The following is a 15,278-nucleotide window of genomic DNA, read 5'->3' as shown; positions in this document are numbered from 1 at the left end:
TATAATGAAGAAAATTTTAGTAGTTGTTTCAATGGTGCTTTTGATGGTTAGTTGCAAAGAGGAAGTTGTCGCAAAACCAGAAAAATTGATTGATAAAAAAATCATGACAAATATTTTGTATGATATGGCTTTGCTAGAAGCCATAAAGTATCAATATCCTTATGTTGTGGACTCTAATCAAGTGAATACACCAAAATACATCTACAAAAAATATAAAATTGACAGCTTGCAATTTGCGCAAAACAACATGTATTATGCTTCGCATTTTAGCCAATACAAGGACATGTTTACAGAGGTTCAAAACCGAATTAAAACACAAGACAGTATTGTAAACAAACGTATTATTGCCGATCGAAAAAAAGATTCGATTAGGGAAAATACGAAAAAAGCTAAGAAGCAGGAAAAAGCAGAAGCCCTTCCTGCAGTAAAAGTCAATGAAGATTCAATCAATAAAAGCATTAAAAAAACACGTCATAAACTGCGTGCTATCGAATAGCTTTTTCTGAAATGTACGCAATAACATTTTCGAATTTATAATCTAAGGTTCTTTTAATCTTTGCATTCGAATACAAATTTTTTGAGTACGATGCTTTTGCGCCAGCCTTACTTATTTGAGGCTTTTTATTGGTGATTTTAGAAAGCAGCCAATCAATTCTCCACAAAATATTCATGAGAGAAGCATCGGCGTGAATGCGCGGTTTCTTGACTCCCAAGCTTCTAGCGATGGCATCTAGTATTTCTCTAAAAACTATATTTTCGGCCACTAAAGAGAATCCTTCGTTTTTAACATCGCTTTCCATCAACTCAATGGCAATAGTAACAACATCATTTATGGTTATAAAACCAGTTCGACCTAAAGTATAAAAAGACAAACCATTGGCAACACGATGGTATAAAGTGGCACTTCCTTGCTGCATTTTAGTTGTTTTAATATAAGGTCCCATGATAACGCCAGGATTCAAAACCAGTACATCTAAACCTTCTTGATGTCCGCGCCAAACTTCCATTTCTGCGCCATATTTTGATATTGCGTAATCGCTGTGCGGTTTTTCAGGATTCCAATCTGTTGTTTCAGAAATACTTTCTTCATGCGGAGCGATATCACCTAGGGCCGCAATCGAACTTAAAAAACATAATTTTTGAATGTTTTTGGCAATACAAAAATTTACAATGTTAGCCGTACCTTCAATGTTAGTTTTCCTGATTTTTTCTTCATCATTTGGATCAAAAGAAATAAAAGCGGCGCAATGATAGACAAAATCAATTCCGACAAAAACAGTTTCTAAGGAAGGAACATCTAAAATATCACCTTGAATCCATTCTAGCTTATCGATTAAATCACCTTTTTGGTAAAAGTCAAAATACGCTTTTGTCTTGTCAATCGACTGAGCGTCACGGTAAATTGCACGAACCGTATTTCCCTTTTCAATTAAATGTAAAGCCAAATGTGCGCCTACTAAACCTGTGGCTCCTGTTATTAAAATCATTCAGTAAAGATAAAATAGAATGTTGTATTTCGCTATCATTTTTTGTTCTTAATATTTTAGAATGGTTCAGCGATTGTAAGGTTGAGGTTTGTAAAGGCTCAGACAAGCAATTGAGCACTTTAGGTTCGTTCAATATTCTGTTTACGGTAGCACTTTTTTAAACCTTTGCTACTTTGGGACTTTGAATCTTTAGAGCCTACTAAACACGATAATTTTTGAGATTGCAACTCACAATCCTTATATTTGCAAAAATTGTTTAAAAAGATGAAAAATTTTATTGAAGAAGTAACTTGGAGAGGAATGCTTCACGATGTTATGCCAGGTACCGAAGAACATTTGATGGAACAAATGCGTGTGGCGTATGTGGGTATTGACCCAACTGCCGATTCATTACATATCGGACATTTAGTTGGTGTGATGTTATTGAAACATTTTCAGCTTTCTGGCCACAAACCAGTAGCTTTAATTGGTGGTGCAACCGGAATGATTGGTGATCCATCAGGAAAATCGAATGAAAGAAATTTATTAGACGAACCAACATTACGCCACAATCAAGATTCGATTAAAGCGCAATTGTCTCGTTTTTTAGACTTTACCTCGGATGTGCCAAACGCTGCAGAATTGGTTAATAATTACGATTGGATGAAGGATTTCTCCTTCTTAGAATTCATTCGCGACGTAGGTAAGCACATTACTGTAAATTATATGATGGCCAAAGATTCTGTAAAGAAAAGGTTGTCATCTGAGTCTGCTGAAGGGATGTCGTTTACAGAATTCACGTACCAATTGGTACAAGGCTACGACTTTTTACATTTATATAAAAACAAAAGTTGTACCCTACAAATGGGCGGAAGCGATCAGTGGGGAAATATTACTACCGGTACCGAAATGGTGCGTAGAATTGAAGCTGGAAAAGCATATGCGTTGACTTGTCCACTAATAACAAAAGCAGACGGAACTAAATTTGGAAAGTCGGAAGGTGGAAACATTTGGTTGGATTCAGCGAGAACTTCTCCGTATAAATTTTACCAATATTGGTTGAATACTTCAGATGTCGATGCTGAGAAATACATTAAAATATTTACTTTTTTGTCTAAAGAAGAAATTGAAGACTTAACTATTAAGCACAAAGAAGCACCACATTTGCGTTTGTTGCAAAAACGTTTGGCTGATGAGGTTACGATAATGGTTCACTCTTCAGCTGATTTGGACAATGCCGTAAAAGCATCAAATATTCTTTTTGGAAACGCTACTTCTGATGATTTGAAACAATTGGATGAAGCTACTTTCTTAGATGTTTTTGATGGTGTCCCGCAAGCAGAAATTAGTAAATCAGAGGTAGAAGCTGGTTTAGATATTGTTTCAGTTTTAAACGAAAAAACAAGCTTTTTTAAATCGAATGGAGAAGCGCGTCGTGCGTTAACTGCTAACTCTATTTCTGTAAATAGAGAGAAAGTTAAAGAAGATTACGTGTTGACAAGCAACGACTTAATTAATCAGCAGTTTGTATTATTGCAAAGTGGTAAGAAAAACTATTTTGTGGTAAGAGTAGTTTAATAGCTTAAATACTCTAATAATTTGGTTTTTAAAGCACCATTAAATTACAACCACGAATATCAGAATTATCAAAACGTCCCAATACCTCGAAAGAGTTGTTGGGATATTTTTTGCCCAGATCTTGCGTAGCGATAAAAGAACACGAATTAATATTGGTCAAATCGATTACGTTGATGCCACCCGTTTTTCCTTCTTTTACGTAGCTTAAAGCGTCTTCCGTATCGCGTATTAAAATTTGCATCCACGAAGGGCATTCAAAAATTCCGTTTCCTAACGAGTAGGCTTGAGCCAAAAGCTCCGTCATTCCGTATTCTGAGTGAATGGCAGTAACTCCAAAACCTGCGCAAAGTTGTTCGTGTAATTCTTCGCGAATCATCTCCTTGCGTTTGCCTTTCATGCCACCGGTTTCCATAATAATGGTATTTTGGAGCTTAAATGGATGTTTTTCGATTAAATCTAATAAAGCATAAGTAACACCAATTAGAATCACATTTTGTCCCGATTGGTCCAGTTTCTCTAATTTTTCGATCAGTTCTTCGTGATTGTGCAAATAGAAACCACTTTCTTTTTGTTTCGATAAACGAATTAAATCTTCGATCATATAAATTAACGAAGAACCGTCCCTTTCTAAATAGGATGGAAGTAAAGCCAAGACCACATAATCTTCAATGTTGCCGTAAAATTGCGTAAATCCGCTGCGGTAACTTTCTTCATAAATGCTTACATCAGTAATTAAATGTTTACTGGTAATCATGCCTGTAGTGCCGCTGCTGCTAAACGTTTCCTGAATAGGATTTGTATTAGAAACAACCGCATGACTTTTAAAAAATTGAATGGGTAAAAATGGAATGCTTGTCAGTGATTTTACCTCTTGTGGATTTATTTTTAGCAAATCACAAAATTCCCGATACACTAAATTGTGCTCGCGCTGGTGCCGAAAAACTTTAAGGGCTGTTTTTTCAAATTGTTTTTGGTTTGAAATAGTAAAGATATCAGAAGTTGCAATCACAATTTTTTTTGCAAAGGTACTAACTATTTTAAAAAGATAAAGCTCCAAACAAGTTGGAGCTTTATGTATACTGTAGAGCTTTTATCGAACGATTAATTTTCGTGTAGCGGTAGCATTTTCTTCGGTTATTTTAATAATATAAACACCAGGGGCCAAAGAAGATACGTTTAGTTCCCTTGAAGCTATTTCCGTTTGCAAAACTTTTTTGCCTAAAACATCAAATATGATAATTTGTTTATTGAAATCATTTTTTGAAGTAATGTAAACTTTACCGTTACTTACGGGATTTGGGTACACACTTAGACCTTCAATAACCGTAGTATCTTGCGGTTTGGATTGCGCTTTACCGTCTTGAGCTGAGACGCTCAGAGAAAAGAAAAAAGCCAATAAAAAAGTAATATAAAAGTAATTTTTTGCCATCGCATCTATTTGGTATTCGTAAAAGTACATAAAAAAGATATAGCAATTACAAAAAAAATACGGTGTAACAAATTTTTAGGAGTATATTTTTATAATTAGTTCTAAATGCTGCATTATATTGTATTTCAGTTAGTTGAATAATTTTATAGACCTTTATTTTTAACTGTAGTTTATTAATTCAAATACTTTACTACTATTTTAGAGTACATCATTTGGAGACATTTACCTATTGCTGTAATATGTAGATGGACATAAAAAAAGCGGTCTGAAAATCAATTTTCAGACCGCTCGATTGTATTATTTAGTAGGTTTTATTTAGTCCAATCTGCCCAAGAAGGTAAACTAGCTCCTGCGCCAGCACCAGTTGCAGCATTAGTTGTTCCTGATAATTTAGGGCCATCTAAAGTAGTAATTTGAGCACCAAAAGTATAATTGGTTATGATAAAGTTACCAGCTGCAAGGTTAGCAACTACGCCAGCATCTGTAGATAATTTGCATAATGCTATAGGCATGTCAGCTGCGACAAATAAATTAGTATACGTTTGTTTTCCACCACCTTCTTTATAGTTAATCGCTTTTTCGTCGGCTTTAAATTTATCATCGCCTTTAACAATAGAAATGTTAACTATTTTACCAGCAGTCATCGGCAGCGCATCAGCAGGATTTTTTTGATTGTTAGATCCCTCAACGCCGGCTTTAGTAATACCCTTAATGTATACGTTAGTAGCAGTTCCTTGCCATCCGTCAGCAAAATCGAGCGAGTCATCATACGAGTTAATGATTACTAAATTAGATGGATTTACAGCACCTCCAAAAAACTCAATTCCGTCGTCACCACTTTCAAAAGCGTAAATGTTTGAAACTTCTGTTCCTGAGCCTACTCCGAAGAAAGAAATACCATTGTATTCTTTTTCTGCTGTAAATTTAGAGCCCGTGTACATGATTTTTAAAAAGGTAATATTTCCTGACGAGTCAAGGTTGTCTGTGCCACCATAACTTAAACCACCAACTTCAGATGTACCGTTGTCTCCTGTATTTACTTTAGCATTTCCACAGATTATTAATCCACCCCAGTTGCTTTCGGCTGGAGATGCTTTGCCAGAAGTCATCACTACCGGTTTTGCAGCAGTTCCATTAATGTTAATTTTCGCATTTCTTTCTACAGCAATATATAAAGAAGTTTCTAGCGCAGTTGGTGACGTTTTAATTATTGTTCCAGCAGGAATTACTAAAGTTGCTCCAGATTTAACCACCAATCCTCCGGTCAAAGTGTAAGTTTTACTAGGGTCTAGAGTAACAATTCCGTCTTTAATGTCTCCTTGTAAATCATCAACTTTTAGTTCAAAAGTACTGTCGTTTTTAATACTGTTACTATCATCAGAACTACAAGCGGTTACCGTAAGTCCTACTATTGCAGCCATTGCAAAAAGTGTTTTTTTCATGTGAATTGATTTTTTATTGTTTCGTTTAATTAGGGCAAAGTAAAGCATCAGATGTTTTTATGGAGTTAAGGCGGCATTAATTCTATATTAAGTCTAAGGTAGTATGTATGAGCATAGTTAATCTAAAGTTTACATTGAATTAGTACTCATAAAAAAGAAGATTAGTAATTGCTAATCCTCTTTTTTATTGACGCAAAAAATAATTTTAGAAGCTGTAATTCAACGTCAGTCTAAGGTCAGAACCCGCTTTGTACGAAGTGACTAACACATCACCAACAGCTTCTTTTCCAATCACTTTTCCTTGTTCTAAAACACGTTCGAAGCTCGGATTTAAGATGTTGTTGTAAATGAAGCCTAATTTGATATTCTTGCTTACGTTAGAACTGATGATGAAGTCTAATTTATTAACGGCTTTATCTACCATGTTACCCACATTTGAGGTTCCTATAACGGCTAATTTATCCGAAAAATAAGAGTACGAAAGGGTCGCAGTTACATCTTTATCTGTAGCAAACTCGTTTATGAACGAAAGGTTGGCGTTAGCTAAAAAGCTAGAAGCTCCAGATAATTTGCTTTCTGAAAAAGTAAAATTGGCTCCAAAAGTATTTTCAGCATTTACTTTATCATTACTAAGATCTTGGTTGCTGTACAAGTACGATCCATTTAAGTCGAAAGACAATTTGGTTTTTAAATCGTTAGTATTTTCAATTTCAAAAATATTTTTTCTATACTCCAATTCTATTCCTGCAACAGTTGCTTTGTCTCCAGTATTTGCATAAGTGATGTCGTTAGAAGACGAATTTAGAAACATTTCGTTAATCGGATTCTGAATAATTTTACCAAATGCAGTCACCGAAATCAGTTCGCCTGGTTTCGGAAAAAATTCCCATCCTAAATCGGCATTGTAATTGGTAGAAGCGTATAAATTTGCATTTCCTACGTAAGCTTGCGCTACATCTTCATACAAAATTTCTACTTTTTCTTTAAATTGAGGAAGCGTATACGTTTTACTAAAAGAGAATTTTAAATTCTGATTTTCATTTAGCGCATATTTAGAAATTAAACTCGGTAAAACATTAAATTTGGTATGGTCAGCAGTTTGACCATTTGGTTTTACAGTGGAGTAAAAAACAACATTTTGACTGGTTTGCTCTAATCTCGCGCCAAGAATCACGCTTAATTTATCGGTTACAGCATATTGCACAGTAGTAAAAGCCGCATTAATGTCGAGATTACCATTATAGGATTGTTGTATTTTGTTTGAAGACGCAGATCCGAAATTTGTAGCGTTTAAATAAATATCGGTAGTGTTTAGTTCTTCTTTAGAAAAAGAAAGTGTAGTTCTATCGGGGAAGAATGAATATTGTTGCGTACTGTAATCTACTTTTTTTAATTTACCAGAATAACCAAAAGTTACTGTTCCTTTGTATTCGTCGTGGATATTATTTCTATTAAAATCATACGAAAGTGCGACATTGGCGGCGAATTCTTTTTCTTTTAAATCTTGGAAAAAGCGGTGGTTATGAATGTTCGAATTGGTAAAGAACGTATAGTTTATTCCGTCAGCAGCTTTAACAAAAGAGTTTTGCATGCGATCTGGAATGCTATTGTTGGCAATACTATAACCCAAGCCCCAATTTAAATTCCATTGCTCGTTAAACTTAGTTTTAGCCACCAATTGGTTCACATACAACTGCGTTCTTTCAAATGTTCCACGCTTGATGAATCCAGATATTTGATCAATTCCTATTCCTCCGCCATCAAAATTCACGTTGGTTCCTTCATATTCACTATAATCTTGCTCGCTTGAATTTAAGAACAATGACGTAATTAAAATAGAATTTTTAGCATTGATTTTATAATCAGCTGTTCCCATCGCTGTTGTGGTCGTACTGTGTTTGTAAGCTTTTCGATAAAAATCAGATAGTATGTCTCCATCGGCAGTTAAGTTTCCTCTGCTGTATCCTTCTGTATACTTATTTTTTGCACTAAAAGAACCGGTGATGAAAGTACTTAAAGAACTTTCTTCATTTATGTTGAATTTTCGCCCGGCACTTAAGGTGTAATAAGCGTTTAAGATGTTCTTGTTTTCTTGTCTGTCCCAACTTGTTGCATAGTTGTATGGTTTTAAAGGAGCGCTTGGCGTTTTTATTATTTTAAATCCCGTGTAAGACGGACCATCTTGCAAGTAAAAATGATCTAACTTCATTACGTTCGTATTAGCTCCCGCACCAAGTGAAAAACTAATAAAAGGTTTGCCGCTGAATTTCTTGGAACTAATATCAATATTTGCTCCGGCAAAATCAGCATAATTTTGCGCTTCAAATGTTTTGCTTACGCCAATATTATCGACGATACTAGTCGAAAAAATGTCTAATGTTATATTTTTATTAGAAGGATTGTTGGACGGTAACGGAAGTCCATTTAAAGTAGTGCCATTGTAGCGATCACCTAAACCGCGTACAAAAATAGTTCCCGAGTCTTCTTGTTTAGAGATGCCGCTTACTTTTGCTACTGCATTGGCTACATCGCTTACGCCTTTTCGAGTAATTTCTTCAGCTCCAATTGCTGCCTTAAAAGCGACTGCATTTTTTTGATCGAGTAATAGAGCAGATTCTTTTTGGCGATTCACAGTAGCTTTTATTACCACATCGTTAAGCGTGTATCCACCAGAAGACAAAGTTTGGTTTGCGATAACCGTTTCACTGGCTCGAACAACCACTGGAACTTCTACATTGTCGTAGCCTACAAAGCTAAATTGCAAAATGTATTCTCCAGGAACGACAGATAACGAATATTTACCGTCCAAGTCAGTATTGGTGCTAACAGTTGTACCTTTAATCACAACGTTTGCAAAAGGTAACGATTCGTTATTCATTTCCTTATCGGTTAACGTTCCAGAAATGGTTCCTTTAGATTGAGCAAAAGCGAGTGAGCAAAATAATAAGGTAATAATAAGAAATTGTAAGTTTACTTTCAGTTTCATTTTCTTTGTTTGTTTATTTTGATGCAAATTAAAGGTGGCTTTGTAAAGTTCATGTTAGCCGCTTGTTATGCTTTTGTCTCCATTGTATTATGAAATTGTTATTAATTTAAATTACGGTTAACTCCACTTTTTAAAGGGCTAAATAGTTATATATTTACACTTGTAAACTATAATCGTCGCGAGTAAACTGTTATAATTCGGCGATTTATCAACCTTTGATGCTTTATTAATTGAATATGAAAAAGACACAAACCAAAATTTTACTAGTAGATGACGAGCCCGATATTCTAGAAATAGTAGGGTACAATTTATCGCAAGAAGGCTATCAAATTGTAACGGCTTCTAATGGAAAAGAGGCGATACAAAAAGCACAGAAAGAATTGCCAGACCTTATTATAATGGATGTAATGATGGCCGAAATGGACGGTATGGAAGCGTGTGAAAATATTCGTAAAATTCCAGAATTAAATAATGTTATTATTACTTTTTTAACCGCTCGCAGCGAAGATTATTCACAGGTAGCTGGTTTTGATGCCGGAGCTGATGATTATATTACCAAGCCAATTAAACCCAAATTACTGGTTAGTAAAGTAAAAGCATTGTTGCGCCGTACGCGCGAAGAAGAAAAAACGAGCGACACTCTTAATGTAGGCGGAATAGAAATTAACCGGGAAGAGTACAAAATCATCAAAGACGACCAAGAAATTTCTTTACCAAGAAAAGAATTCGAATTGTTCTATTTGTTAGCATCCAAGCCCGGTAAAGTTTTTAAACGAGATGAGATACTCGACAAAGTTTGGGGTAACGAGGTGGTAGTTGGCGGAAGAACGATCGATGTGCACATTCGTAAATTAAGAGAAAAAATAGGTGAAGATTTTTTTAAAACTATAAAAGGAGTAGGTTATAAATTTGAAGTGTAGTTTTTTTCAATTTATAATTCATAAAAAACAACTATAGAACCACTAAGATTTTTTAGTTTTATTGAGCGTTTTAAAAGCTTAATTTTACTTCTTCTCTTAGTGGTTTTCTTTTGAACTACCCAAAGTAATAGTGCAGCGGTTTTAAATTTTACTTTAATACATTTAGATTTATTTAATGAAGATAAGTTTCAAGAAAACATACAAATTTGCTATAAAATCGGCACTATTTATCAGTTTATTTGCAACTGGTTTTGGTGCTTTATTAGCCTATTTGTTTTTTAAAAGCTCGGTAGAAAGGCTATTCTTTTTCAGTACAGTATTCGCCTTTTGCGTTTATATTTTTTCTTTTATTGTTTTGCAATATCGAGTTGAACGATTTATTTACCGAAGAGTAAAGAAAATTTACGATGAGGTTTCTTTATTAGAGTCCACGCCACTTTTAAATCAACCGATTACAACCGATATGGAAACACTTTCTCGCGAAGTCAAAAAATTTGCTACCGGCAAAAAGTTAGAAATTGAAATGCTGGAAATTCGAGAAGCATACCGCCGAGAATTTTTAGGAAACGTTTCACACGAATTAAAAACACCTTTGTTTACCGTGCAAGGATATATTTCGACTTTGCTAGATGGTGCCATGGATGATGAAGTAATTCGAGAGAAATATTTGAAACGTGCCGAAAAAGGAGTAGATCGTTTGATCTATATTGTCGAAGATTTAGACATGATTACTAAACTCGAAGTAGGTGATTTAAATTTAGATATATCTCGATTCAATATCGTCGAACTCATTCAGAATGTTTTTGAATTGCTCGAAATGAAAGCTGAGAAGAAAAAAATACGCTTGTTATTCGAAAAAAAATATCCCCAAATCATAGTGGTCAAAGGAGACAAAGACCGCATTCAACAAGTGCTAGAAAATTTAATTGTCAACTCGATTAAATACGGAAAGCTAAACGGACAAACCGAAGTGAGTATTGTAAATTTGACTAAGAAGAAAATATTGATTCGAATTAGTGATGATGGCGAAGGTGTCGAAAAGCACAACATTTCGCGTCTATTTGAACGTTTTTATCGTGTAGACAAAAGTGGTTCTCGCACAGAAGGCGGTTCTGGTTTAGGATTGGCCATTGTAAAACACATTATCGAAGCACACAAAGAAAAAGTTTATGTAGAAAGCGAAATCGGTATTGGATCTGATTTTTCTTTTACTTTAGAAAAAGCCTTAAAAAAAATAAAGCCCGTTAAAGAACGAACGTAAAAAATTTTGAAACTGTAAAGTTTAATTTAAAGTAAATCACACGAGCTGTTAATTCATTTTAACGGCTCTTTTTTTGTTTGTGCACCAATCTAGTTTGCTATTTATCAATTAGCTTTTTTGCATGAGAAAATAAATTTCATTATCGGTTTGCTACGCCGTATAGTAGTATTTTTATGCAACGCTTTCGATTACTTTAAATTACCGTAAGCGTAACCTTTTGGTAATATTAGACATAAAAATTAACATTAAGTTTGCGTAAAATAAACATACAAGTAACCCATTCTTTAAATGAGAAACAATTTAGCACTAGTATTACTTCTTTTTTCGTTCGTTGTGGCTGCACAAGAAGCGCCGCTCGCTCTAAAATCTTCCAAAAATAAAAATGATATTTCGTCTTATTATACTTCTGGTAAAAAACTAGGGATTACAGCCAAAGACAGTCTATTTCAAGTAAATATTGGTGTCAGAATTCAAAGTAGATTTACATATATCAATGTAGAAAATGAAGATCCAATTGTAGAAGGAGAAGTACGACGTCTTCGTTTAAAAATGGATGGTTTTGTGTACAATCCAAAATTTGGTTATCGAGTGCAATTGGGTTTCTCCGCAAAGGATATGGCAATTCTAGGTGTTGACGATAATGGAAATATTTTAATGGATGGGGTTTTTTATTATAAGGCAACTAATAAAGTAACACTGGCTTTTGGACAAGCAACATTGCCAGGAAACAATCAGCGCATAGTTTCTTCTAGCGCGCTCGAGTTTACAGATCGTACAATTAATAATTCTCGCTTCAATCTCGATCGTGATTTTGGTTTATTTGTAGAATATTCTAATGAAAAGGAGAACCAGTTTTGCTATAATTTGGTGGGAGCTTTAACTACTGGAGAGGGCCGAAATTGGACTAAGAAATCCAATGATGGCGTTTCGCTTACTGGGAAAGTAGAATTATATCCGTTTGGTGTATTTGTGAAAGATGGTTCTCATTTTGAAGCGGATTTGATGCGAGAGAAAACGCCAAAATTAATGGTTGCCGGAGCCTTCAATCAAAATAATAATGCAGTGCGCACGCAAGGCCAATTGGGCAGCCTTTTGTACGAAGCGCGCACGATGCAATCGCTGTTTTTAGATTCAATGCTAAAGTACAACGGCTGGGCTGCCGAACTGAGTTACATGAACAGAAACAGCGACAAACCGATAACGGTAAACCCAAAAGATATTACGCAGACTAGGTTTGTATATGTTGGCGAAGGTGTCGATGCGCAACTGAGTTATGTTTTTCAGTCTAATTATCAAGTCGCTGCGAGATACTCTACTCAAAAAGCAGCTAAGTCCATCGAAAATTTAGCGGCAGATGCCAATGATATGAGCTTATCTGTTTCTAAATATGTATTGAGTCACAAGCTTAAATTCCAAATGGAATATTCCTATGGTACATTGAAGTTTGCTGATGACCTGGAACAAAAAACTTGGTACGCCCGTTTGCAAGTCGAAATTGGAATATAATTTTTTAAATATTTAATTGACAGCATGTTAATAGTAAAGATTGCTTAATCTATCGTTAACTGTGGGGTAGCACGTGTTTTTTTTTATTTTTTATATAAATTATAAAGAGAAAACCAAAAAATAAAAGAGCAAAATTATTACACGTGTTGCCATTTATCGCATTGTTAAGGCTTTGGAATGCATCTTGTTTGTCATCACGTTTGTAAGTAATAAGTTAGTCGAATTCTTTGATTTTAGTTTCTTAATCGATGGAACCAATATTTACACTAAAAATACCAACGTCGTTGACTTGCCTAAAAATGTCAGAATGGTGTTTCAAAAACCAAATCCTTTTCCGAAAACCATTTATGAAAATGTAGCTTACGGATTGCGAGTCAACGAAATTACAGATAAAATTGCAATCGAAGAACGAGTAGTCATGTCGATTCAGCAAGTAGCACTTTTGGATGAAGTAAAAGACAAAGTAAAAAAGTCAGCTTTCGAATTGGCAGGTGGACAACAACAGCGTTTGTGTGTTGCCAGAGCGTTAGCGATTCAGCCTTCTGTTTTATTCATGGACGAACCAACTTCAGCTCTAGCTCCTATTTCTACGTCAAAAGTCCAAGAGTTAATTCATGAGTTTAAAAAGAAATATACCATTGTTATCGTTACGCAAAACATGCAGCAAGCGGCTAGAACCAGTGATAATGCGGCTTCTTTTTACATGGGAAAATTAATTGAACTGCGATTGGCGAAATATTAATTTTAAAGAAAACCATCAAAAACCGAACAGACGAATCAATTCACGAAATAAATGTGTTAATGAAAACAAGTTCCAAAACGGTAGTTTCAGGAACAAATTTAGTTGTTGTTTTAAAGCATTTACAACGTATTTCTGAACATTGTACCAATGTGGCTGAATATTTTTTTTTTAGGATTAATGCCAAAATTATCAAACACGATAAGTTCGAAGATATTGAAAAAGGATAAGATGAATAATTTTTTCAGGTTTTAAAAACATGCATACTATCAAAAATATTTTACTATATTCTATTTTTTGTATTATTAATGCTACATTTGATTGGAATAAATTTACTTTTTTTATGAAAAAGATTATATTTTTTACGATATTATTGGGCTTGTTGTCCTGCGATTCGGAGCGCGATTCTTGCTGCACAAACATTGATGTGAACTTAAATTTACTAGTGCAAAATATTCAAGGGAATGATTTGCTTAATTCTACAACTACGAATTCCTTGAACACAGATAAAATCCAAATTTTATTTGTAGATAAAAATGGAGTGATGACAACATACGATGGTATTGATAATTTTAACGGAAACGGGTATGAAATTTTTGATGCAGGATTTAACGGTAAGGCGATGAAGATTTATTTAAATAATGATGCAGCGATTAAGGAGCCGAGAACGATAATACAGTGGAATGCCGTGGATGCTGATACTATAGATTGTACATTTAGTAGAAAAAATGGAAATATTATACTCAGTTCAGTTTTAATAAATGGAGATATAGTGCAAGAAAAAGAAGGTTTTTTAAAATTTATAAAATAAAAGGTAGCGTTATGTCTCAATTGATGTAACGCTTTTTTTCTTTTACATCTTCTCAAAAACTTTAAATAAGTCATTCCAATTTGTTTTGAAATCTATTTTTGGTAAACCTGAAAAATTATTTATTTTAGAAAGGTCTTCAATGCAAAAGTCCTCTTGCAAAGAAAAAGGAAGCAAACCTTCATTTTCTAATTTTTTGGCTAAATAGAGCTGCTCGTATTGTCCTGGAGTCGGAATAAAAAAGGCTTTTTTCTGCAATGCGACTAAATCCATTACAGTAGTATAACCCGAACGACATAGAACAAGATCACTTTCATTAAAAGTCTGCTCGAGTTGCTTGGTATTCATAAAATTATAAAAGGTGACGTTTTTAAATGTTTCATTTTGTTGTGTTTTCTCTACAATTCCTTTTATAAAAATGACTTTTCCTTTATATTTTAAAACTTCATTTTTTAACTTCTCTTCTAATAAACTGCGTTGTGGTTCGGGACCCGATAGAACAACCATCAAATCGTATTTTTTATTAAGCTCTTTTTGTTTCATTCGGCTCAGCGGGCCAATGTACTTTATATTGAGAGAAGTGTTTTTTACATGTCCCAAATTTCCAGTTAAATTTGGATCTTGGGCCACATCAGGCACCCAGCATTCGTTATGCTTTTTTATAAAATAACGATGGCATTGCGTAGAAAACCAAGTGGTATTTCCCGAAAGTACATTGATTTGATGTGTAAGATAAACGGACGGAATTTTAGCACTGTATATGCCCAGACGATTGTCTGAAATAATACCGTCAATTTCGTATTTTGTAATCCACTGCTGTATCAGTTTTTTTTCAGCTAGAACTGCTTTTATTATTTTAGGAATGGATATAAGCATTTTCCATTTGAAATACTTGTCCGTTTTTGAATATTCAATGTGATACGAAGGCAATGCTAACATTTGAATATAAGGAAATTCTTTACGCAATAATTCCAATGCATTTCCATCCGAAGCTATAATCGGAACGTAGTTATGGTCTAGTAATGCTTGAATAATAGGAATACAGCGCGTTGCGTGTCCCAGTCCCCAATTTAAAGGTGCAACTAAAATGGTTTTATTTGATTGTTCCAAATGGTTCATAGGTTCGTCGTCTTGTATTTCAAC

General features: G+C 34.5%; 14 protein-coding genes. 8 read left to right on the top strand and 6 right to left on the bottom strand.

Annotation, left to right across the window (positions count from 1 at the left end; all coding sequences use genetic code 11):
* Positions 1-4: 4 nt before the first annotated feature.
* The gene (locus tag AP058_RS12485; RefSeq protein WP_066311352.1) at positions 5-496 is read left to right on the top strand and encodes a DUF4296 domain-containing protein; all 492 of its coding nucleotides are present in this window, start codon (positions 5-7) and stop codon (positions 494-496) included.
* Here AP058_RS12485 and AP058_RS12480 read toward each other — a convergent pair.
* Positions 486-1,487 (bottom strand): NAD-dependent epimerase/dehydratase family protein, encoded by a 1,002-nt coding sequence (locus AP058_RS12480; protein WP_066311349.1) that lies wholly within the window; start codon positions 1,485-1,487, stop codon positions 486-488. The two genes, AP058_RS12485 and AP058_RS12480, sit on opposite strands and share 11 nt — an antisense overlap.
* A 264-nt stretch (positions 1,488-1,751) precedes the next feature.
* On the opposite strand from AP058_RS12480, the gene tyrS reads away from it, so the two are divergent.
* A complete protein-coding gene (tyrS, locus tag AP058_RS12475) occupies positions 1,752-3,044 on the top strand; it encodes a tyrosine--tRNA ligase (protein WP_066311346.1) in 1,293 nt (430 codons plus the stop codon).
* Positions 3,045-3,072: 28 nt separating this feature from the next.
* Here the strand turns inward: tyrS and AP058_RS12470 are convergent, their stop codons facing one another.
* The 4 genes from AP058_RS12470 to AP058_RS12455 form a co-directional block, all read right to left on the bottom strand.
* Complete coding sequence (locus AP058_RS12470) at positions 3,073-4,053, bottom strand: acyl transferase (RefSeq protein ID WP_066311344.1); 981 nt, start codon at positions 4,051-4,053, stop codon at positions 3,073-3,075.
* A gap of 81 nt (positions 4,054-4,134) precedes the next feature.
* Positions 4,135-4,473, bottom strand: a complete 339-nt coding sequence (locus tag AP058_RS12465) for a T9SS type A sorting domain-containing protein (protein ID WP_066313405.1) — start codon at positions 4,471-4,473, stop codon at positions 4,135-4,137.
* Between the two features lie 311 nt (positions 4,474-4,784).
* On the bottom strand, positions 4,785-5,915 hold the full coding sequence (locus tag AP058_RS12460; protein WP_066311342.1) for a hypothetical protein: 1,131 nt from the start codon (positions 5,913-5,915) through the stop codon (positions 4,785-4,787).
* Between the two features lie 205 nt (positions 5,916-6,120).
* Entirely contained in the window at positions 6,121-8,901 is a 2,781-nt protein-coding gene (locus AP058_RS12455) for a TonB-dependent receptor (protein WP_066311340.1), read from the bottom strand.
* 236 nt (positions 8,902-9,137) lie between these two features.
* On the opposite strand from AP058_RS12455, the gene AP058_RS12450 reads away from it, so the two are divergent.
* The 6 genes from AP058_RS12450 to AP058_RS12430 all read left to right on the top strand — a co-directional run bounded on the left by AP058_RS12450 (position 9,138) and on the right by AP058_RS12430 (position 14,138).
* A complete protein-coding gene (locus AP058_RS12450; protein ID WP_066311337.1) occupies positions 9,138-9,821 on the top strand; it encodes a response regulator transcription factor in 684 nt (227 codons plus the stop codon).
* Positions 9,822-9,996: 175 nt separating this feature from the next.
* The gene (locus tag AP058_RS12445) at positions 9,997-11,082 is read left to right on the top strand and encodes a cell wall metabolism sensor histidine kinase WalK (protein ID WP_066311334.1); all 1,086 of its coding nucleotides are present in this window, start codon (positions 9,997-9,999) and stop codon (positions 11,080-11,082) included.
* A gap of 288 nt (positions 11,083-11,370) precedes the next feature.
* Positions 11,371-12,588 carry a porin gene (locus AP058_RS12440; protein ID WP_066311331.1) on the top strand — a complete coding sequence of 406 codons (1,218 nt, stop codon included), beginning with the start codon at positions 11,371-11,373 and terminating at the stop codon, positions 12,586-12,588.
* Between the two features lie 172 nt (positions 12,589-12,760).
* Positions 12,761-13,330 (top strand): phosphate ABC transporter ATP-binding protein, encoded by a 570-nt coding sequence (locus AP058_RS12435; protein ID WP_369815161.1) that lies wholly within the window; start codon positions 12,761-12,763, stop codon positions 13,328-13,330.
* Between the two features lie 59 nt (positions 13,331-13,389).
* A complete protein-coding gene (locus AP058_RS16920; RefSeq protein ID WP_157492722.1) occupies positions 13,390-13,557 on the top strand; it encodes a hypothetical protein in 168 nt (55 codons plus the stop codon).
* Between the two features lie 113 nt (positions 13,558-13,670).
* Positions 13,671-14,138 (top strand): hypothetical protein, encoded by a 468-nt coding sequence (locus tag AP058_RS12430; protein WP_157492719.1) that lies wholly within the window; start codon positions 13,671-13,673, stop codon positions 14,136-14,138.
* Between the two features lie 42 nt (positions 14,139-14,180).
* Here AP058_RS12430 and AP058_RS12425 read toward each other — a convergent pair whose 3' ends face one another.
* Positions 14,181-15,254 carry a glycosyltransferase gene (locus AP058_RS12425; RefSeq protein WP_066311327.1) on the bottom strand — a complete coding sequence of 358 codons (1,074 nt, stop codon included), beginning with the start codon at positions 15,252-15,254 and terminating at the stop codon, positions 14,181-14,183.
* Positions 15,255-15,278: the final 24 nt, after the last annotated feature.

The sequence above is a fragment of the Flavobacterium sp. TAB 87 genome (assembly GCF_001529295.1).
Taxonomy (GTDB): Bacteria; Bacteroidota; Bacteroidia; order Flavobacteriales; family Flavobacteriaceae; genus Flavobacterium.
The sequence above is the reverse complement of the archived record's forward strand: the minus strand, read 5'-3'. Positions and strand labels throughout refer to the sequence as shown.

Coding starts and splice junctions, on each gene's coding strand:
- AP058_RS12485 (WP_066311352.1), top strand. CDS start 5: ATGAAGAAAATTTTAGTAGTTGTTTCAATGGTGCTTTTGATGGTTAGT.
- AP058_RS12480 (WP_066311349.1), bottom strand. CDS start 1,487: ATGATTTTAATAACAGGAGCCACAGGTTTAGTAGGCGCACATTTGGCT.
- tyrS (WP_066311346.1), top strand. CDS start 1,752: ATGAAAAATTTTATTGAAGAAGTAACTTGGAGAGGAATGCTTCACGAT.
- AP058_RS12465 (WP_066313405.1), bottom strand. CDS start 4,473: ATGGCAAAAAATTACTTTTATATTACTTTTTTATTGGCTTTTTTCTTT.
- AP058_RS12460 (WP_066311342.1), bottom strand. CDS start 5,915: ATGAAAAAAACACTTTTTGCAATGGCTGCAATAGTAGGACTTACGGTA.
- AP058_RS12455 (WP_066311340.1), bottom strand. CDS start 8,901: ATGAAACTGAAAGTAAACTTACAATTTCTTATTATTACCTTATTATTT.
- AP058_RS12450 (WP_066311337.1), top strand. CDS start 9,138: ATGAAAAAGACACAAACCAAAATTTTACTAGTAGATGACGAGCCCGAT.
- AP058_RS12445 (WP_066311334.1), top strand. CDS start 9,997: ATGAAGATAAGTTTCAAGAAAACATACAAATTTGCTATAAAATCGGCA.
- AP058_RS12440 (WP_066311331.1), top strand. CDS start 11,371: ATGAGAAACAATTTAGCACTAGTATTACTTCTTTTTTCGTTCGTTGTG.
- AP058_RS16920 (WP_157492722.1), top strand. CDS start 13,390: ATGAAAACAAGTTCCAAAACGGTAGTTTCAGGAACAAATTTAGTTGTT.
- AP058_RS12430 (WP_157492719.1), top strand. CDS start 13,671: ATGAAAAAGATTATATTTTTTACGATATTATTGGGCTTGTTGTCCTGC.
- AP058_RS12425 (WP_066311327.1), bottom strand. CDS start 15,254: ATGAACCATTTGGAACAATCAAATAAAACCATTTTAGTTGCACCTTTA.